The following is a 19,307-nucleotide window of genomic DNA, read 5'->3' as shown; positions in this document are numbered from 1 at the left end:
CTTAAGCGCTACGCGCACGCGTGCGCGTTCAGCTATCAGCCAAGACCTGTAGCTGTTTGAGCCGGTGGTGCGTTACGGGACGGGCTGTCCCAACCAGGGACTATGAGGCGCAAAACCAGGGCGAGCCCTTCCCTAACGCACCCTACGCCTATTACTACAAGGTCGGAAGAGCAACCTTAGTTTATCCGCCAATTGCTCCTTTTGGAAGGGCAGCTGAGACTTTTCCAATCCATTCTAGGATAGATGGCACTTGGTCTTTATTATTCCATAACCAACGAATGGCTGTGGTTACTTTTTCTGCTTGCTTTGAACTCATCACATTCAGAAATACTTTCTTTCGTTGTTCTAGTTCAGTTTCATTGCTATTCTGGATTTTTTTGACCACCCACCACTCCATAATGGAAGAGGCAAAGGAATAATTGATCTTATCTTCCGTGTATTGACGTTTAATTACTCCTTGTCCCACTAGAGCATCTAATTCTAGCTCCTGCTGACTGAAAATGTTATCAATATTACTGATATCGTAGCGCTGATTACGCAATCGACCCTTGAGTTCAGACAGGGCAATTAGCATTAACAAGGTTTGCTCGATGGGATTAGATAGTTCCCACATCTGTTGAAAGATATGTAGGGTCGTATTTTGAAACTCTTGGGCAAAGGTAACAGGGTCGAGGTCTGCTCCAGATCGTAACTCTTGGTACAGCAGATAACCGGCATTCTGTAGCAAGACCGGGTGTCCATCAGCAATCTCTTTAATACCATCCCGCAACGCTGGTGTCATCGGCATACCAAATAGCAGAGTATCTACTTCATTCTTGGTAAATGGCTTAAGTTGTCGAAACAGATAGTGATTGTACCACGGGGATTTATCTGGAGTGAGACTCGGCCCAAGTTCATTAAGACGGCGAGAGGAGGTGACAATCATGGAGAGGTATTGCCTTTCCTCAGCAAAATAGGCTACGCTGCGACACTCACTTAGAAAGGCTTCCATGTCAGCTTCAGTGTAGGTTTCATGAGTGCGAAAAACAGCATCATAATCATCCGCTAGCAATACTAGGAATTTGTTGTGTGCTCCCAGCTTACCCAAGACTTTTCGGAAATCTTCAGCAGTGCTTTTTCCGTCTTGCAGGAATCTATCGATATCTGCTTGCAGGCCAGGATTGCTGTCGAGTTTAGTTTTAATCAAGCTTAAGACCTTTCCCCAGAAGCCAGACCCTGTGAAGGGATGAATACTGAGGCAATTTAATAACACAATCACTGCTTGGGATGGGTCGGTCTGGTGTATTCGCCAGATTTCCGGCCAAGTGAGTAATTCCAGAAAGGAAGACTTTCCAATGCCCGGACCTCCCCACACTGATAGGTTACTGCGATGGGAGATTTGATCAAAAGCGGTTTCAATCAAAGCGGTTCGTCCCACAAAACGCTCTGGGGGAACTGGCTTACCGACAATGAAGGGATTGTTTGGCATTGGAAGTAAGTTAGTGATTCAATCAGTAATTATTTAAGCAGTGTGGAACACGGAATCGGGAATAGGGGGAATAGTATGGGCAGAGTATGGGGAGTTTGGGGAGTGCGGGCGGTTTGGGGAGTGCGTCGAATGTACGAAGTGTGGGCAGTGTAGGGATGAGGGGGAGTGTGGAGAGGGAAGAAGTTGTTTTCGATTAAGATTAGGTTGGTATCTTTAAGTACATTTTTGTTCATTTTTCTCGTACTTCCTGCTCTGTTAACAACAACGATTTTGAGAAACGTTTATGACTGGATTTAACTCTGATCGAACTATTTTCAGTATAGTGCAGTTCTCAATTGTGTGAGGTACTTTGGTCTTGGGTTAATCGGAGTCGGGAGTCGGGAGTCGGGAGTCGGCAGTCGGGAGTCGGGAGTCGGGAGTCGGGAGTCGGGAGTCGGGAGTCGGGAGTCGGGAGTCGGGAGTCGGGAGTCGGCAGTCGGGAAAAAATTTTGTGTAGCTCATTACTATGATAACCCAAAAAGGCATGAAACCCTGAGGATCTAGGGGTTTCATGCCTCGAAAATTTTAGTATTTAATCAGACTACTATGAAATAGTTAAATTGGTGCTACGTTTCCAAAATTTTCTGTTCCCTGATCTGAATTTGTCTGTCCCGATAATTAATCTGATCTGTAGTATACTTTTTTCTATTTCCTATAACTAGCTATTATTCAGCTAATCCGCTACGGGCATTAGCTGACGGCTGAATGCTTACCTAGCGAGTCCAAACACTACCACTGAAGCCACCGGTTCTACGAACTGCTGTTAGCCTGCGGTTTGAATCTATTCTGACTACCATTTCGCCAGAGCCCCGAGTCCGACCCCTGGGTACATCTGCCCAATTACCAGCAACTTCATTCTGACCAATGTAGCCATGGAAGACATTGCTGAAACTTCGGCCATTATTAGAACTTTGACCATACCACCAGAGTTCATTACCTACTTGCCGAATATAGTAGGTGCCACCATCATTGGCTCGCCAGGTACCAGTCAGACTAATTGCAACCGCTTGAGCTACCAAGTCCGGTGAAGATGTTTGGTCAAAGCTACTTTTCTGTTCTAGTTCAGGGACTGTGGCGGAGTTGCTATTAGCCCCATTGCCAAGAAAGTCTGGGATTTTTGCGAAGCTGGGATTGACCAGACTCATAGCAAAAACTGCACCACTGATACAAAGAGTTGCTGTACCTAGTTTGAACTTCATAATCACCTCTTTGAAACACTAGTGGAAGGAATCAAGGTCTCAAACTTTTCCCTCCAATTAGTTATCAGGGTGAGTTTTATCGTTTACTCATGGGGTAGGGATTTTGTAATTTTTTTTAACAAAAGGAACAGGGAGTAGGGAGTAGGGTGTAGGGTGTAGGGAGTAGCGATGCAGAGATAATTACCCTTACAGGACTTACGCACAGACTCCATGGGTGGGGTGTGCAAGGTTTTGCCCACCCTACAGGTAGCGTTAAATTGAGGTAAAGGTTTTGCCCACCCTACAGGAAGCGTTAAATTGAGGGATTTGCGTAAGTCCTACCTTAATAAAAATCTCCCCATCTCCCCATCTCCCCATCTCCCCATCTCCCCACACTTCCCACCCTCCCCTTAATTATGGGTATTCAAGCAGACTTGATTTTATTACCAGTCCTAAGAATTTGTCCAGCTAAGACAGCAGCACCAAAGCCATTATCAATATTCACTACTCCTATCCCTGGTGCGCAAGAATTCAACATGGTTAACAGGGGTGCCATACCACCAAAACTGGCTCCATAGCCGACACTAGTAGGAACGGCAATCACTGGACAATCGGCCATGCCAGCTACCACACTGGGTAATGCTCCTTCCATCCCAGCTACGACAATTAATACATCGGCCTCGGCAATCATCTGTCGATTATTCAGCAAGCGGTGGATACCAGCTACCCCCACATCCCAAAGGCGCTTGACCTGAAACCCACATAACTCAGCAGTAATGGCTGCTTCCTGAGCTACTGGTAAATCCGATGTGCCAGCGGAAATTAGACTAATGATGCCAGGATATTTAGGTTCGAGGTGGGATGGTGCGATCGCACAAATCCGAGCTGTGGAATAATACTGTAACTCTGGGACTTTTGACTCTAGCTCCGTTGCCACCTCTGGTGTAATCCGTGTGGCCATTACTACCGGATTCCGCTGGCGCATTACTGCCATAATCTGAGCAATTTGGTCAGGGGTTTTGCCCTCTCCCCAAATTACCTCAGGAAATCCTGTTCTTAAGGTGCGGTGGTGGTCAATTTTGGCAAAATCACCCACTTCTTCGTAGGTAAAATCCTTCAGTTTATCTAGAGCAACAGTTGGGCTAAGGTCACCAGCCGCAACTGCTTCCAGTAGAGATTTTAATGCTTCGGGTTGAGTCATTTTCTTTTTTAAGGGAACAGGGAACAGGGAACAGGGAATAGGGAGTAGGGAGTAGGGAGTAGGGAGTAGGGAGTAGGGAGTAGGGAGTAGGGAGTAGGGAATCGGGAATCGGTAATCGGTAATCGGTAAGAAGTTTTAATGGTTTAATATTTTAAATTTAAGGTTTAATGTTGAGCTACGATTTATAGCAATTCTCTTTACCATGAGGTACAAATGGATCCCCCTAAATCCCCCTTAAAAAGGGGGACTTTGAGTGAGGTTTATAATTTTACCTTATACATGCCATAAAAGCTATATAGTATTTCTAAATATATCATGAAGGCCAATCCTTATTGATCATAACATCAAAAACTCCTCGTATTTATTTCCTACTATTCCCTGTTCCCTATTCCCTGTTCCCTATTCCCTGTTCCCTGCTCCCTGCTCCCTGCTCCCTATTCCCAATGAAATTGATCATAACATCAAAAACTCCTCGTATTTATTTACTGTTGTTCCCTATTCCCTATTCCCTGTTCCCTATTCCCTATTCCCTGCTCCCTGCTCCCTGCTCCCTATCTCCCCATTCATTCTGAAATTTTCAGTTCATCAATATTCCAGAATGCGCCTCCTAGAGCTGAATATTCAATGCCTTCTATGGAATTACGAACTGCGGTCATGGAGAGAGGATTAATCAGATAAATATAAGGCAAGTTTTCTAAATTAATCCGTTGGGCTTCTTGATAAATCTTTTTGCGATTGTTTTCATCTAATTCTTGAGCGCCTTGGATATAAAGGTCACTTATTTTTTGCTCCCAATCCGCTACTTTACGACCTTGAATGGGGGATTGACCAGGGAAGGGTTTTTGATTAAAGCTGTGCAATCCCCCATCCACAGACCAGATATTAGAACTATTATTGGGTTCAAAGCCACCGCCACTAAAACCAAGGAGATGGCATTCCCAATCTAAGCTATTGCTGAGTTTGTCTACCAGGGTATTGAAGGCAATGGGAGTAAAATCCACTTGAATGCCAATTTTACTGAGGTCTTGCTTAATCTGTGCTCCCATGGCTTCTCGCAGCTTATTCCCAGCATTAGTCATTAAGGTGAAACGGACTCGATTTCCTTGGCTATCGAGGAGCTCGCCTTCGTCATTGTAGTTAAAGCCCGCCTTTAATAGTAATTTTTTGGCTTTTTCGGGATTATAGTCATACACGGGTAACCCTTCTTCTGGTGAGAGATAATAGGGGCTTTGCACAGGTAAATTAGAATATTGCGGCGCACCTAACCCCCGATACAAATTATTCAGCATGGTTTGCCGGTCTATGCCATAGGCAACGGCTTGTCTAAATTCGAGAGTATTAAACCAACGGGACTTAATCGGATCTACTAAAGGCTGTCCATCCCGGCTACCGGTGTTGAGATTGAAGGAGATAAAACTGGAACTGAGGGTAGGACCACCGATGTGGATGGTAAAGTTACCCTTTTTTTCCTCTTGCTTGAGCAGGGAATAGTATTCAGGGGATACACCCAGAGCATCTAATCCGCCGGAGCGAAACTGAATGAAGGATGAATCGGTTGATTCTACAATTTCCCAGATCGCCCGCTCAATATAAGGTTGCTGGTTTCCCTGTTCATCCTTTTTCCAGTAGTAGGGATTACGCTCGTAAACCACCCGCTGACTGGTGCGGTAGAGTTTGAGTTTGTAAGGACCGTTGACAATAATATCTTCTGGATCCGTATCTACCCCCCACATGGTCAAAAACTTAGGATTCCCTTGTGAATCTTTGGTTTTCACCGATTCTTGCAGCACATGAGCCGGTAAGATCGGTAAGGCAGTATTGCGGAGAAAGGGCGCAAAGGGTTCGGGGACAGAAAATTCCACCCGACGTTGGTCTATCTTCTTGACCTTTGGTAAGGCTCGACTCTTGCCAACCCGGAGGATATCTCTAGAATCAGTGGGAATTTCTGGGTTGAGGTAGATGTCATTGTAGGTAAAGACCACATCATCAGTGGTTAGGGGCTGACCATCTGACCACTTTAGCCCCTTCCTCAAGGTAAATAGGATTTTAAGTTTATCGTCGGAAATCTGCCAGGATTCCGCTAAAGCGGGGATTATTTCCCCGGTGATCCCATCAGTGTCTATTAAACCCTGAAAGGTAAGACCAAAAATACTGGTAGCACTTTGGTTGAGGGCATAGTTAAAGGTATTGATGTCACTGAGAATACTCTGGACTATGCGGGGAACGTCAGCTGCCTTGGTTTCAAATTGGCTGATGCTACAGCCAGGCAGTGCGATCGCAAAACTCAAAGCCAGGAAAATTCCTAGACAACGATACCAGAGAAGCACAAGAGATTTAGCAGAGGTCATATAATAAAGGGAACAGGGAACAGGGAATAGGGAGTCGGGAGTCGGGAGTCGGGAGTCGGGAATCGGGAACTACTATAATCAACTCTGTACTAGCATACCAAGTGGCGTAGGGTGCGTTAGGGGCGGGCTTCCCCTCATGTTCCACCTCGTACTCAGTGTTTGCACAGCCCGCCCCGTAACGCACCACCCAAGGGCTTCCCCTCATGTTCCACCTCATAGTCAGTGTTAGGACAGCCCGCCCCGTAACGCACCACCCAAGGGCTTGCCCTGATGTTCCACCTCTTCGGGTCTAGTGCGATCGCATTTTGCTGAGATCTGGCACCAGTACAAAAAAACTTACAGCCGTTTTCAGATCAATTGACCTGACTACCTTTAGCTGCAAGCCCCCTAAATCCCCCGAGCGAGGGATTGCTCGCTCGGGGGACTTTAACTCAATGTTCCAAATTTTTATCGCTATTGCACAAAATTTGCTGTCACAACGTAATCAATAACTATTATTTAAGTTTATTCAAGAATCAAATCTAATTACTGTTCCCTGTTCCCTATTCCCTGTTCCCTACCTCACGAGGTTCAGAGGCTCAACCGCACACTTGCCAAACTAACCCAACTCATCCCTGTGTTCATATCAGAAAAACACAATTACACAAGTACCCTTATGGGTACTACCAAAATTCGATTTATTGTGTATAATATTTCCCAAACTAATAATAGGAGTAACCTACCAAAACCCTTGATTCCTAAACAGCTGATAGCTGAATTATTACCTTATAAGACCTAACTGTTACCGTGATTTTAGTCACAAAACCATTAAGATTAGTGTCACAAAATAAGGAAATCTATCACTGTAGTGTTATAGTAATTTGATAAATTTTCCAAGATTTTACCTACAAATGTCATCAAGACCTAGAGGGTTCACAAGTTTTTCACTAAACGTTCACAAGATCTCGATCTCAGGTAATCAATGGGTGCATTTTGTGAATAGTGTGAACCAAAACAGGGGAGCATTGAAGCCCGAAATAATTCTTTGATTAATCAATCAGGACTTACCCATTGCCCCCTAAATCCCTCAAGCGAGGGATTTAGGGGGCAAAACCAACTAAATTTCGTAAGTCGTATTAATGCAAAGTGAAAATTGAATATGGAAGCCAAGATGATGCAAAATCCTTTTACCTACGGTCAGCCAGTTTCCCCAGAGCGTTTTGTGGGACGACGATCAGAAATTATGGCTGCCTTTGATCAAATCTATAACCGCAGTAACTTAGCCCTTTGGGGAGGGCCAGCCATGGGGAAGACCTCTTTCCTGGAATTCCTGGCTTCCCCCCAAGTTTGGCAACACTATGAACAGGAAGCATCCCAAGCTGTGATCGTGCTCCTGAGTTGCGAGAGTATCCAACCCTTTACAGCTTACGGGTTTTGGCAAGAAGTGTTTAATCTGCTCCAAGAAGAATTAGACGGTGAGCCAGAGCTTCAGGAAGAGATCGAAATATTGCTGAACCAGGGAAAAGCAACTACCAGAGGAATGCGCCAAGTATTGCGGAAGCTTGGACAACGCCACAAATTCTTGCTGTTGCTAGTGGATGACTATGATTGGGCATTGCGGGAAAACCAGCACTATAACCATGCTGACATGGAAACTTTTGTCACCGAGTGTCGCAGTATTGCCTATCACTCTCGGGAAAGACGATATTTATCAATGATTGTGGCCTCGCTCCGACCTCTCAATGAACTTGGTCCTGACCTCAATCCTAATAGTTCTCCCTGGTACAACCATTATCTGTTCCAATCCCTCAAGCCATTTACTGAGCCTGACATTGATCACTTAATGGCTGGTATGCCAATGACCCCAACCTTACGGGAACTGATCCGAGAGATTGCTGGTGGACATCCCGCTCTGCTCCAGATTGCTGGTTCTTTGCTTTATCGAGAGCTAAAAACTGGCAACGTCCCTGATGCCCAAGCCTTTGCTCGGGACTTTGAAGGTATTACCAGACCAATTTTTGAAACAATTTGGAAACGGTGCAGCCAAGTTGAGCAAGCTCTATTGATGTTGATGGCCTTGTTCAAATTAGACGGTCGTCTCCATCGTAACAAGCACTTTGACTTGAAGGGCATTGAGGTCATCTTTAGCCAACACCAGCGAGAGTTAACTAACCTTGTAGAACGAGGGGTGATTACTAAGCAAAACCAACAAGGAATTATGATCAGCCATCAAGACTTATTATTTACCTCATCGATTATGGAGCGGTGGGTGATTCAGGAACTTTGGCAGACTAATCATCAATTACTAAAAGATAGGCAAAAAGTCTTTCTCAATCTACTCAGCCATAGTCAAGCTGATCAAGTCACTGAAGCAATTAAGTGGATATCGCAACATCAAGACAAAGTCAAGACTGCTGTGGAATGGGTGAGTAAGGTGTTAGCTGCATTTTCCTGACTTCAAATGGCAGCAACCTTGAGTGTTTTGGAGAAACCTTAAACAAATCATAAATAGTCTGCGAATGGTTAATAACTGCCGTAATCATCCTAATCCTTATATTATTGGAAGTCTAATTGATAATCCCGAAAAATTTTTCGGACGAGAGAGTCTGTTTCGCTTTATTGAAGACAACCTGAATAACAGAGAAAAGGTAATCTTACTCCATGGTCAACGACGGATTGGCAAGTCATCGATATTGACCCAAATTCCCAACAAAGTTGCTAACAATCAATTTTTCTTTGTTAACTTTGATTTGCACAGCCACATTAACTCACCATTGAGTCTTATTCTCTATGACTTGGCTCAAGAGATTTGTGATAACTTAGTTGATGAATTTTTTCTAGATATAGCTGATATTACTTCGCCATCAGAAGACAATTTGGCAAATAATCCAGCTATCTTCTCTAATCATTTTTTACCCAAGGTGTATCAGGTATTAAAGGGTAAAAATCTGGTTTTATTGCTGGATGAATTTGATGCTATACCTGACCATAATCCTCCGTCAGCCAAGCAACACTTTTTTCCCTATTTAGCTAACCTCATTAAACAGCACGATGAATTATTTACGATTGCAGTAGTGGGACGGAATCTCGATGATCTGCCCACTCTACTCAAGGTGTTTGGGCGTTCACCCTACCAAGAAATTGGTTTTCTGGATGAGGTCAGTGCTAAACGGTTAATTAAAAGACCAGCTCAGGATGTGCTGAGCTATGAAGCGAAAGCTATCAAAGCTATTTACCACCTATCAGCAGGGCATCCCTATTTTACCCAAGTCCTATGCTCTACTTTGTTCTCGAAGGCTAAGGAGAATCAGAACTGGAGGATTTCTACCCCAGATGTAGAAGCCATAGTCAACCAGGCCATTGAGAGGGCTCAAGGGGGGTTGGCATGGTTGTGGGATGGCTTACCGATCCCAGAGCAAGTAGTATTTTCAGCAGTGGCAAAAGCTCAAGAAATAGCTATCTCAAACCACGAGCCGGTGCCAGAACACCCATTATCTTTCCTAGAGGGGTATGGTGTCGAGACCAAGTGCGTTGATCAAGCAGCCAAACGACTTAAAGAGTACGGTTTCGTCGATGACACAGAACGTAGAGTAAAGGTGCCATTAGTCCGCCACTGGTTGCTTCAGTATCACCCACTACGGCAAGAGATACTAGCACTGGAGAAACTAAACCAAGACCAAACTAATCCGATCTATCAAGAAGCTACTAAACTTAATAAACAGGGGAAAATTGACCAAGCATTAGGGCTCTATGAAGAGGTTTTGAAACTTAATTCCAATCATTTCACCGCTCTGTTGGCTCTAGCTCAGGGATATCTCCAGGTAAACGATTACAGCAAAGCTGTAGAACTCTATACAAGAGCCTATAAAGTTAAGCCAGTACCAAGCCAAGAAGGGTTGTTGCGATCGCTACTAAGTTATGGAGATCAGTTGATCGAGCAAAAAGAATTCACAACAGCCCAGACGTGTTTTAAGCAAATGCTGGACATTGACCCTGAGGATCAATTAGCACAGCAGAGACTAGACCAGATTGAAGCTCTTAGTAATCCACCTATCACTCCCATTCATAGCACTCCCAATCCTACTAGGTTAGGCATTGGCAAACTAGCAGCAGCTCTAGCCATAATTACTCTAGTTGGTGTGGGATTTTATAAGGTATTAACTCCCTGTCCAACCGGTGCCCAGAAAGTCTTCGGGATTAGATGTATCGCTACTCCTATTAGTCGGGGTGAGCACAGCTTATTTCCTAGAATTGACAACAAGGAAACAATTGATCTTGCTACTGCAGCATTCAAAAACACAAACTATTCGGAAGCAGCTAAGTTGTTTAAGGAAGCTTGGGAGGCGACTCCCAATGATCCAGAATTGCTGATTTACTACAACAATGCCCGAGCTCGTCAACAGGGGTTTGAACCATTCACTATCGCTGTGGTGGTTCCCATAGACCAGTCAGAACCCACGGCAAAAGAAATATTGCGAGGGGTAGCCCAGGCTCAACATAAGTTCCATAATAATTCAGGGGGATTAAATGGTCGATTCCTGGAAATTGCGATCGCTAACGATGGCAACAAAGAAGCCTTAGCTAAAAAAATAGCTAAGGCTTTGGTAAACGACAACTCTATCCTGGGGGTAATTGGACATAACTCTAGTGATGCCAGTAAGGCGGCACTGCCCATATACGACAAAGCTGGCTTAGCCATGATTTCCTCCACCAGCTCCAGTAATTATTTAACCAGTCTTGATAAAAAGAACAACGTGTTCTTTAGGACAGTTCCTTCTAATCTAGCATCAGCAAGAAAACTGGCTCAACATCTCAAAACTCAACTTGGGTTAGACAAGGTGGTAATTTTCTATGATGCTAAAAGTATCTATAGTAATGATCTAAAAGAAAAGTTTGAAACACAGTTTGAACTTGAATACCTAGGGGGTGAGGTAGTTCGGGATATTGAATTAAACAATCCCGACCTGAATATAACTGAAGAAGTCAATAACAGTCTCTCTCAAGATCAAGTCAAGGCGGCTATGTTATTTCCGAGGGTGGAATCGGTTAATACAGCTATTAATATTGCTAAAGCCAACCCTAACCTAGATCAGCAAAGGCTAAGGTTATTCGGTGCAGGTACTTTATATGAAAATAAAACCTTGACACAGGGTAAGGAAGCAGTGGAAGGGTTAACTATAGTAGTTCCCTGGTTTAGGGAAGCACCACAGGCAGAAAAATTTTCTAAAGAAGCTTACGAACTATGGCAAGGCTATGTTAGCTGGTCTACTGCTACGAGTTTTGATGCTACTCAAGCCTTTATTAACGCTTTGTTCCAGGACGCCGACCGAAAGCTAGTTCTTGATAGACTGCGTAATATTCATCTTTTCCCAATTGATACCTCAGGATTACCGTTGCAATTTACTGACCAAGGAGAGCATGAGAAGAGTGAACCTGTCCTGGTGGAAGTGGTTAACGGTGAATTTAAATTACTGTCAGAGCAAGACCAAGAGGGGGTTGAAAAGTCACCGTAATCATCAAGCCTGGGGCGATATAACCGTACTTAACTATTAGAGGTAGACTCTGGGGAGGAAATTTAATAAAACCAACCATCTAGGGAGTTACCTAACAAAACAAGTTATACAAAACCTCATATCTATCTCTTTCGGGGATAAAAAAAATGAATTCAGCAGTTCCTAGGAATCCCTATATCATTGGTCGTCCAATTGATGAAAATGACCCGGAATTATTTTGGGGAAGGCAAAGCTTATTCCGGTTTATCGAGGATAACCTCAGGAATAAAACTAAGGTTATTATACTGTACGGTCAACGGCGGATTGGTAAGTCTTCCCTACTCCGTAATATTCCTACATCCGTAGATTTAGAACACTTTGTCTTTGTTCCCTTTGATCTGGAATCCTACAGTCACAAATCTCTAGGTGATATCTTAGAAGAACTGGCCATAGAAATCCTGGATAGCTTGGAACTAGACTCCCCTGAAATTATCTTACCTGATCCTACCGCCCTAGCCACCGATCCATCGCTGTTTTATAACCAGTTTTTGCCTCAAGTCTATCAAACCTTGGGTAACCGAAACCTAGCGTTATTGCTGGATGAATTCGAAGCCTTAAATACGCCAGATAATCATCAAGATAATAACCTAATATCCCAGCATTTATTTCCTTACTTAAAATCCCTAGTTGCTCAACAGGATAATCTATACCTGATTCTCTGTGTGGGACAGGAATCCAAAGATTTACCGAATTTACTCGGGATAGTCAAGGATGCCCCAAGCACAGAAATTGGCTTACTTGATCAACAAACTACCCAGGAACTGATTACCAAACCAGCCGCAGGACTACTCACCTACGAAACTACTGCTATCGAAGCTATTTACCACCTATCTGCTGGACATCCCTATTTTACCCAAGTCCTATGCTTTGCTATTTTTAGTAGAGCTAGGGAACTACAGCAGTGGCAGATTACTCCAGAAGATGTAGAAAATAGTGTAGACCAAGCCCTAGAAAATGCTAGTGCTGGATTGCTAGGGATTAGAGCCGGATTATCTATTCCAGAACGAGTAGTATTCTCTGCATTTGCTGAGGCGGATAATGCCGTTAAAAATAGTGATAAAAATAGTTCATACCAGCCCTTACAGCCGTTAACTTCAAGCCCCCTAAATCCCCCAATTCTGGGGGACTTTAACTCAAGAACCCCCCAAAGTTGGGGGGCTAGGGGGGCGGGGGACTTTAACTCAAAAACCCCCCAGCGAGCAATCCCTCGCTGGGGGGCTAGGGGGGCGAAACTTGCTGTAAGTCTGCTCAAAAACTACGGGGTTATTCAAATAACAGCCTTAACTAAAGCAGTAGACCAACTAGCAGAACGGGGTTTGTTAGATAATACTAAATGTAAAGTAACCATTGAATTTATCCGGCGCTGGTTGATTAAACGTTACCCACTGCGGCAAGAAATCCTAGAACTAGAAAAACTAGACCAAGACCAAACTAATCCTATCTTTCAACAAGCCACTACCCACTATCAAAAAGGGGAAATTACCAAAGCTATAGGGCTATATGAAGAGGTTGTGGAACTAAACCCTAATCATTTTAGTGCTATCTTTGGCCTAGCTGAAGGCTATCTAGAGTTAGGAGAGTTTGAGAAAGCAGTTACCTATTACCAAAGAGCCTATAAGGTTGACCAAATTCGTAACCAAGATGGGTTGGTGCGATCGCTTATCAACTATGGAAATGATTTAATCGAGCAACAAGAATACACAACAGCAAGAGAGCAGTTTCAGCAAGTATTGGAAATTGATCCAGATAATCTATCGGCACAAGAGAAACTACTGGACATTGAAAATTATTTAAATTCTTTAGAGAAGGAGGATAGACTCAGCAGTAATCTTGATAACCTTATTCCAAGGAATTGTTTACTCAGCTTACTAAAAATAGCAGCAGGAGTAGCAATGATTTCCTTGGTTGGTGTAGTATTGTATAAGGTATCAACTCCCTGTCCAACCGGTGCCCAGAAAGTCTTCGGGATTAGATGTATTACTATTACTATTAGTCGGGGTGAGCACAGCTTATTTCCTAGAATTGAAAACAAGAAAAACATTGACCCTGCTACTAAAGCATTCCAAAACCAAAACTATGGCGCAGCAGTTAAGGTTTTTTACCAAGCTTGGCAGGCTAATCCCAATGATCCAGAATTACTGATTTACTACAACAATGCCCGAGCCCGTCAACAGGGGTTGGAACCATTCACGATCGCTGTGGTGGTGCCCATAGACCAGTCAAAATCCAGGGCACAAGAAATATTGCGGGGAGTAGCCCAGGCTCAAAATCAGTTCAATAATTCAGGGGGATTAAATGGTCGATTCCTGGAAATTGCGATCGCTAACGATGGTAATGATCGAGACCAAGCCAAAGAAATAGCTCAGGCTTTGGTTAAAGACAACTCTATCCTGGGGGTAATTGGACATAACTCTAGTGATGCTAGTAACGCTGCACTCCCCATATATGACCAAGCTGGCTTAGCGATGATTTCCCCCACTAGTGCCGGTAGTGATTTAACCAGTCTTGATAAAAAGAACAACGTGTTTTTTAGGACAGTTGCTTCTAATCTAGCACTTGGGATAAAACTGGTTCAACATGTCAAAACTAAACGTAGCTTAGACAAGGTGGTAATTTTCTATGATGCTGACAGCGTCTATAGCAAGAGTCTCAAACAAGATTTTCAAACATACTTTGAACAACTAGGGGGTAAGGTGGTTCGGGAAATTAAACTAAACGATCCCAACCTGAATATAACTGAAGAACTCAGAAATCTCTATCAAGCTCAAGTTAAAGCCGCCATGTTATTCCCGAGCGTGGAATACATTGATACAGCTCTCGACATTGCTAAAGCCAATACTAACCTGAGCCTTAACCCCAATAACCGAGATCAGCCAAGGCTTAAGTTGTTCGGTGGAGATACGTTATATAGTAATCAAACCTGGCAAGAGCGTGAACAAGGGGTTGAAGGGTTGACTATAGCAGTCCCCTGGTTTAGGGAATCACGAGATGCCAAAAACTTTTCTACAGCAGCTAGTAAACTATGGCGAGGAGATGTTAACTGGCGCACTGCCACGAGCTTCGATGCTACTGAAGCGTTTATTCAGGCTTTGGTAGAGGACGCCGACCGAAAGCTAGTTCTCAACAGCCTCCGCAATATTAATCTTGTACCGAGTGATACCTCCGGGTTACCGTTGCAGTTTACTGACCAAGGGGAGCGTGAGAGTGAACCTGTCCTGGTGGAAGTAGTTAACGGTAAATTTAAATTATTGAAATAAGTTCATCGAGCAGTAATAGCACTACCTATTAAGGTTAGGAAATCATAACAACCAGTAAAAGCTCTTATAGTAAACTATTGCCTATTGCCTATTGCCTATTGCCTAGCCCTCATCCATTGCCTATTGCCTATTGCCTATTGCCTTTTGCCTATTGCCTAGCCCTCATCCATTGCCTACCAAGGGCGAAATATGTCAAAATATTAAGCGTGTGGATTACATCATCTCTAACTACCGCGTTAACACCAACCGCTGTTGCCCTCGGAAACTTTGACGGCGTCCATTTGGGGCATCAGCAAGTTATTGCTCCCATTTTGCCGAAGCCAGTTACGGCTCAAGCTCAAGCCCTGGCATCATCGAATCTTGAGCAATTTAGTAACCCAGAAACCAGTGGCTCAAATCTAGAACTAATCTATCCCACAGTAGCCACCTTCAATCCCCACCCCCGAGAATTCTTTTCCGGTCAAGCCTGGAAGCTGCTGACACCACCAACGGAGAAAGCCCAACAGTTGAGTGCCTTGGGTGTGCAACAGTTAGCCCTATTACCCTTCAACCGGGAGCTAGCTTCCCTGAGTCCCCAGGAATTCGTCGAAAAGATTTTAGTCAAGCAACTCCGGGCAAAGCAAGTCAGTGTGGGAGAGGATTTTTGCTTTGGCCATAAGCGAGCTGGCACCGCAACGGATTTGGATGCGATCGCCTCCGCCTACGGTATTACCGTCCACATCGTATCCTTGTACAAACGTCAAGAGCAACGGATCAGTAGTTCCATCATTCGCCAATCCTTAGCCGAAGGGGATATCGACCAAGCCAACCGATTCCTAGGACGGCCATATACCCTAATCGGAATAGTAGAGAAAGGTCAACAACTCGGTAGAACCATAGGATTTCCCACCGCTAACCTCCACTTACCCCCAGACAAATATTTACCTAAGCTCGGGGTTTACTGCGTCGAAGTCTCCCATACCTCTGAATCCTCTAACCAAAACACCAATTTATCTTCCCATCCTGGTGTCATGAATATTGGTATGCGCCCCACGGTCAAGGGCACCAGTTTAACCGTAGAAGTTCATCTATTCGATTGGTCCGGAGACTTATATGGCCAAACCCTAAGCGTAAGCCTCCAGAAATTTATCCGCCCCGAACAAAAATTCACCTCCCTAGACCAGCTCAAAGCCCAAATTCAGAGAGACTGTGAAGCTGCTCGGGATTTTTTTAGTTAAGGGAATCGGGAATCGGGAGTCGGGAGTCGGGAATCGGGAGTCGGGAGTCGGAACCCACCCCTAACCCCTCCCAGGAGGGGAACGGGAGTCGGGAGTCGGGAGTCGGGAATCGGGAGTCAGATCAGTAACTGCCTTGTTCTTGTTCCCCCCTTATTAAGGGGGGTTAGGGGGGATCACTGATCAGGGGTTTAGGGGAGGCTAAGCGATTCTTGATTAGAATTCTCTAGTTGCTCAACCTACCTGGAAAATTCTGTAGTGGTGATGCGATCGCTTCTTTGGTTTATGCGATCGCTTCTTTGGTTTATGCGATCGCGCTTTGGTTTATGCGATCGCTTCTTTGGTTTATGCGATCGCTTCTTTGGTTTATGCGATCGCTTCTGTATTAGTGATGCGATCGCTTCTGTATTAGTGATGCGATCGCTTCTGTATTAGTGATGGGATCGCTTCTGTATTAGTGATGCGATCGCTTCTTTCGTAGTGATGGGATCGCTTCTGTATTAGTGATGCGATCGCTTCTTTCGTAGTGATGCGATCGCTTCTTTCGTAGTGATGCGATCGCTTCTTTCGTAGTGATGCGATCGCTAATCCCGTAGCTAAACCCCAACACAAAATCAGTTTGACTGGTGGTGCGTTACGGTGCGGACTATCCCAACATTGGTTACGAGGTTGAACATGCTGGCAAGCCCGCCCCTAACGCACCCTACTCGACTACACCCTACACCCTACACCCTACACCCTACACCCTACACCCTACTCCCACAAAAATTTACAAAACTTTTTAAAATATGCTATAATTATTAATTTTTTGTGATATCCTAAAAATGGAGATACAAAAGTAAGAGCCAGCCCGAAGATGTACACGCCCAAGGCTGGCTCTGGCTCCCCTTTCAAGGAGATACCTAAATTATGTCTTATCGTCCCAGCTTACACCCGTGGGTCATGATTCGCCTATTGCGAGGCAGGGCACCATTAGTTTTCGCTCGGTTCTGCAGCCCTTCTGATGCTAGGAACTATTCCCAAGCCATGAAACAGCTCATGCCTGATGGGAAGTTTTTGATTTTTCTTGATATAAGTCTACCCATGGAGGAAGAGGAATAGGGATCTTGCTCTTGTTCCCCCCTTATCAAGGGGGGTTAGGGGGGATCACCTGATCAGGGTAGGTTTTTTACATTTGAATCGGGAATCGGGAATCGACCTCATAACTATGAGAAACACTATCAAAATCTTTCCCATCTTCCCATCTTCCCATTTCCCCATCTCCCCATCTCCCTACATTCTTGTGAATTCCCATTTTCCGAAAACCCTTGCTAGCTTATAGGAGATACAGGGATGTTTGCCCTGCTCCCTGCTCCCTGCTCCCTGCTCCCTACTCCCTGCTCCCTGTTCCCTGCTCCCTCCAATAATTTGTCCCTCACCCAATTGAACACTGCTCTATGAGACAACGAATTCAACAGCTCCAGGAAAATCTCGGTCGTGTGATTGTTGGTAAAGCAGATGCCATTCGTCTAGTGATTGTGGCCCTATTGGCTGGGGGTCATGCCTTGCTGGAAGATGTTCCTGGTGTGGGCAAAACACTGCTAGCGAAATCCCTAGCCCGTTCCATAGATGGGAAATTTCAACGTATTCAATGTACCCCTGACCTATTACCTACGGATATCACAGGTACCAATATCTGGAATCAGCGCAGTGGTGAGTTTGAATTTCTGCCAGGTCCAGTATTTACCCATGTCTTGCTAACCGATGAAATTAATCGAGCCACACCCCGGACCCAGTCAGCCTTATTGGAAGTAATGGAAGAGCAGCAGGTCACCGTAGATGGGCGATCGCGTCCCGTACCTCAGCCCTTTTTCGTGATTGCCACCCAAAATCCCGTGGAATATCAAGGTACCTTCCCCTTGCCAGAAGCCCAAATGGATCGATTCCTATTATCCTTATCCCTAGGTTATCCCACAGAACAAGAAGAACTCCAGATGTTGCAACGCCATCTAGAAGGAATGATGGTTTCCGAGCTCACCCCCTGTATCACCACCGATGAAGTATTAGAATTACGGAATCTTTGTCACCAGGTCAAAGTAGAACAGTCACTACAAGAGTATATGCTCAATTTAGTCAGAGCATCCCGTTCCGCCGAAGATGTCACCTTAGGAGTCAGTCCTCGCGGTACCATTGCTTTACAACGGGCAACCCAGGCACTAGCCTTTGTGGAAGGTCGAGATTATGCCATTCCAGATGATATCAAGTTCCTGGCACCTTATGTACTGTCCCATCGTCTCATTACGTCGGGGGGGCGTCGTGCTCAGCCCATTGTTGAGCAATTGTTGCGCTCTGTACCAATCCCTTAAAGAGTGTTGTGTGTGAGGTATGTCCAAATTTTTTAAGTCAAGAAACCCAAGGCGAAACCGTAGACGTTCACCTTGGGTTCTATTGTTATTGCTAATTTTTTGGAGTATTAGCATCGGATGGGGACTGGAGCGAGCCGTAGGATATACGATTGAGCCAGAAACAGTTACCTCCACCCCCACCGAAGTAATCGCATCCATGGACCCAGTGTCCAAACGCTACAAATTAGGCAAAGACCTTTACCTAGAAAACTGTTCCGCTTGTCACATTGCTTTGCCACCAGAAGTATTGCCTACCGAAACCTGGCGTCGGTTATTGTTAGAGCCAAACGAACATTATGGTACCCAACTCCCAAGACTACTTGGTCCAAGTTTATTGCTGACCTGGCAATACTTGCGAGATTTCTCCCGTCCCCATAACAAAGACGAAGAAGTCCCTTATCGTATGACCCAATCCCGTTATTTCACAGCCCTGCATCCCCGAGTCAAAATCCCTCGACCCTTTGGGGTTAAAACCTGTGTGACTTGTCATCCCGGTGTCGCAAACTATGATTACCGCACCCTGACCCCAGAATGGCAGGATGCTCCGTAATCCGGTGATAGGGAGATGGGGAGATAGGGAGGTGGGGAGATAGGGAGGTGGGGAGATGGGGAGGTGGGGAGATAGGGAGATGGGGAGGTGGGGAGATAGGTAGATAGGGATATTAGGGAATTATAGCACTTTCTAGT

At 44.8% G+C, this 19,307-nt stretch carries 20 protein-coding genes; 10 read left to right on the top strand and 10 right to left on the bottom strand.

Going from position 1 to position 19,307, the window contains the following annotated elements:
• Positions 1-181: 181 nt before the first annotated feature.
• From F6J99_RS01195 to larB, 6 genes are all read right to left on the bottom strand, one after another.
• Positions 182-1,468, bottom strand: coding sequence for an ATP-binding protein (locus tag F6J99_RS01195; RefSeq protein WP_293111357.1), 1,287 nt, complete (start codon positions 1,466-1,468; stop codon positions 182-184).
• Between the two features lie 29 nt (positions 1,469-1,497).
• Positions 1,498-1,701 (bottom strand): hypothetical protein, encoded by a 204-nt coding sequence (locus F6J99_RS01190; protein WP_149030994.1) that lies wholly within the window; start codon positions 1,699-1,701, stop codon positions 1,498-1,500.
• A 127-nt stretch (positions 1,702-1,828) separates the two neighbouring features.
• Positions 1,829-1,969, bottom strand: a complete 141-nt coding sequence (locus F6J99_RS01185) for a hypothetical protein (RefSeq protein WP_293111356.1) — start codon at positions 1,967-1,969, stop codon at positions 1,829-1,831.
• Between the two features lie 251 nt (positions 1,970-2,220).
• Entirely contained in the window at positions 2,221-2,706 is a 486-nt protein-coding gene (locus F6J99_RS01180; protein ID WP_293068808.1) for a hypothetical protein, read from the bottom strand.
• Positions 2,707-2,789: 83 nt separating this feature from the next.
• Positions 2,790-2,933, bottom strand: a complete 144-nt coding sequence (locus F6J99_RS01175) for a hypothetical protein (RefSeq protein WP_293111355.1) — start codon at positions 2,931-2,933, stop codon at positions 2,790-2,792.
• A gap of 176 nt (positions 2,934-3,109) precedes the next feature.
• Positions 3,110-3,886 (bottom strand): nickel pincer cofactor biosynthesis protein LarB, encoded by a 777-nt coding sequence (gene larB, locus F6J99_RS01170; protein WP_293111354.1) that lies wholly within the window; start codon positions 3,884-3,886, stop codon positions 3,110-3,112.
• Positions 3,887-4,218: 332 nt separating this feature from the next.
• Here larB and F6J99_RS01165 point away from each other — a divergent pair, with 332 nt between their 5' ends.
• On the top strand, positions 4,219-4,458 hold the full coding sequence (locus tag F6J99_RS01165; RefSeq protein WP_158517233.1) for a hypothetical protein: 240 nt from the start codon (positions 4,219-4,221) through the stop codon (positions 4,456-4,458).
• Here the strand turns inward: F6J99_RS01165 and F6J99_RS01160 are convergent.
• Complete coding sequence (locus tag F6J99_RS01160; RefSeq protein WP_293111353.1) at positions 4,450-6,234, bottom strand: ABC transporter substrate-binding protein; 1,785 nt, start codon at positions 6,232-6,234, stop codon at positions 4,450-4,452. The genes F6J99_RS01165 and F6J99_RS01160 overlap by 9 nt on opposite strands.
• Complete coding sequence (locus F6J99_RS01155; RefSeq protein ID WP_293111352.1) at positions 6,221-6,439, bottom strand: hypothetical protein; 219 nt, start codon at positions 6,437-6,439, stop codon at positions 6,221-6,223. Before F6J99_RS01155 ends, F6J99_RS01160 begins: the two co-directional genes overlap by 14 nt.
• Before the next feature lie 945 nt (positions 6,440-7,384).
• Here F6J99_RS01155 and F6J99_RS01150 point away from each other — a divergent pair.
• From F6J99_RS01150 to F6J99_RS01130, 5 genes are all read left to right on the top strand, one after another.
• Positions 7,385-8,668: an ATP-binding protein gene (locus F6J99_RS01150; protein ID WP_293111351.1), complete on the top strand. Its 1,284-nt coding sequence runs from the start codon at positions 7,385-7,387 to the stop codon at positions 8,666-8,668.
• 64 nt (positions 8,669-8,732) lie between these two features.
• Positions 8,733-11,726 (top strand): ABC transporter substrate-binding protein, encoded by a 2,994-nt coding sequence (locus F6J99_RS01145; RefSeq protein WP_293111350.1) that lies wholly within the window; start codon positions 8,733-8,735, stop codon positions 11,724-11,726.
• Between the two features lie 146 nt (positions 11,727-11,872).
• Positions 11,873-15,022, top strand: coding sequence for an ABC transporter substrate-binding protein (locus F6J99_RS01140; RefSeq protein ID WP_293111349.1), 3,150 nt, complete (start codon positions 11,873-11,875; stop codon positions 15,020-15,022).
• 206 nt (positions 15,023-15,228) lie between these two features.
• The gene (locus tag F6J99_RS01135; RefSeq protein ID WP_293111415.1) at positions 15,229-16,239 is read left to right on the top strand and encodes a bifunctional riboflavin kinase/FAD synthetase; all 1,011 of its coding nucleotides are present in this window, start codon (positions 15,229-15,231) and stop codon (positions 16,237-16,239) included.
• Between the two features lie 261 nt (positions 16,240-16,500).
• On the top strand, positions 16,501-16,671 hold the full coding sequence (locus F6J99_RS01130) for a hypothetical protein (RefSeq protein WP_293111348.1): 171 nt from the start codon (positions 16,501-16,503) through the stop codon (positions 16,669-16,671).
• A 19-nt stretch (positions 16,672-16,690) separates the two neighbouring features.
• Here the strand turns inward: F6J99_RS01130 and F6J99_RS01125 are convergent, their stop codons facing one another.
• Entirely contained in the window at positions 16,691-16,843 is a 153-nt protein-coding gene (locus tag F6J99_RS01125) for a hypothetical protein (protein WP_293111347.1), read from the bottom strand.
• Positions 16,844-16,862: 19 nt separating this feature from the next.
• Here F6J99_RS01125 and F6J99_RS01120 point away from each other — a divergent pair, with 19 nt between their 5' ends.
• Positions 16,863-17,021: a hypothetical protein gene (locus F6J99_RS01120; protein WP_293111346.1), complete on the top strand. Its 159-nt coding sequence runs from the start codon at positions 16,863-16,865 to the stop codon at positions 17,019-17,021.
• Between the two features lie 124 nt (positions 17,022-17,145).
• Positions 17,146-17,337, top strand: a complete 192-nt coding sequence (locus F6J99_RS01115; RefSeq protein ID WP_293111345.1) for a hypothetical protein — start codon at positions 17,146-17,148, stop codon at positions 17,335-17,337.
• Between the two features lie 67 nt (positions 17,338-17,404).
• Here the strand turns inward: F6J99_RS01115 and F6J99_RS01110 are convergent, their stop codons facing one another.
• Positions 17,405-17,530, bottom strand: coding sequence for a hypothetical protein (locus F6J99_RS01110; protein ID WP_293111344.1), 126 nt, complete (start codon positions 17,528-17,530; stop codon positions 17,405-17,407).
• 142 nt (positions 17,531-17,672) lie between these two features.
• On the opposite strand from F6J99_RS01110, the gene F6J99_RS01105 reads away from it, so the two are divergent.
• Entirely contained in the window at positions 17,673-18,581 is a 909-nt protein-coding gene (locus F6J99_RS01105; protein ID WP_293068475.1) for a MoxR family ATPase, read from the top strand.
• 88 nt (positions 18,582-18,669) lie between these two features.
• On the top strand, positions 18,670-19,170 hold the full coding sequence (locus F6J99_RS01100) for a cytochrome C (RefSeq protein ID WP_293111343.1): 501 nt from the start codon (positions 18,670-18,672) through the stop codon (positions 19,168-19,170).
• The last annotated feature ends 137 nt before the right edge of the window (positions 19,171-19,307 follow it).

This window comes from Moorena sp. SIO4G3, assembly GCF_010692305.1.
Classification (GTDB): Bacteria; Cyanobacteriota; Cyanobacteriia; order Cyanobacteriales; family Coleofasciculaceae; genus Moorena; species Moorena producens_A.
The sequence above is the reverse complement of the archived record's forward strand: the minus strand, read 5'-3'. Positions and strand labels throughout refer to the sequence as shown.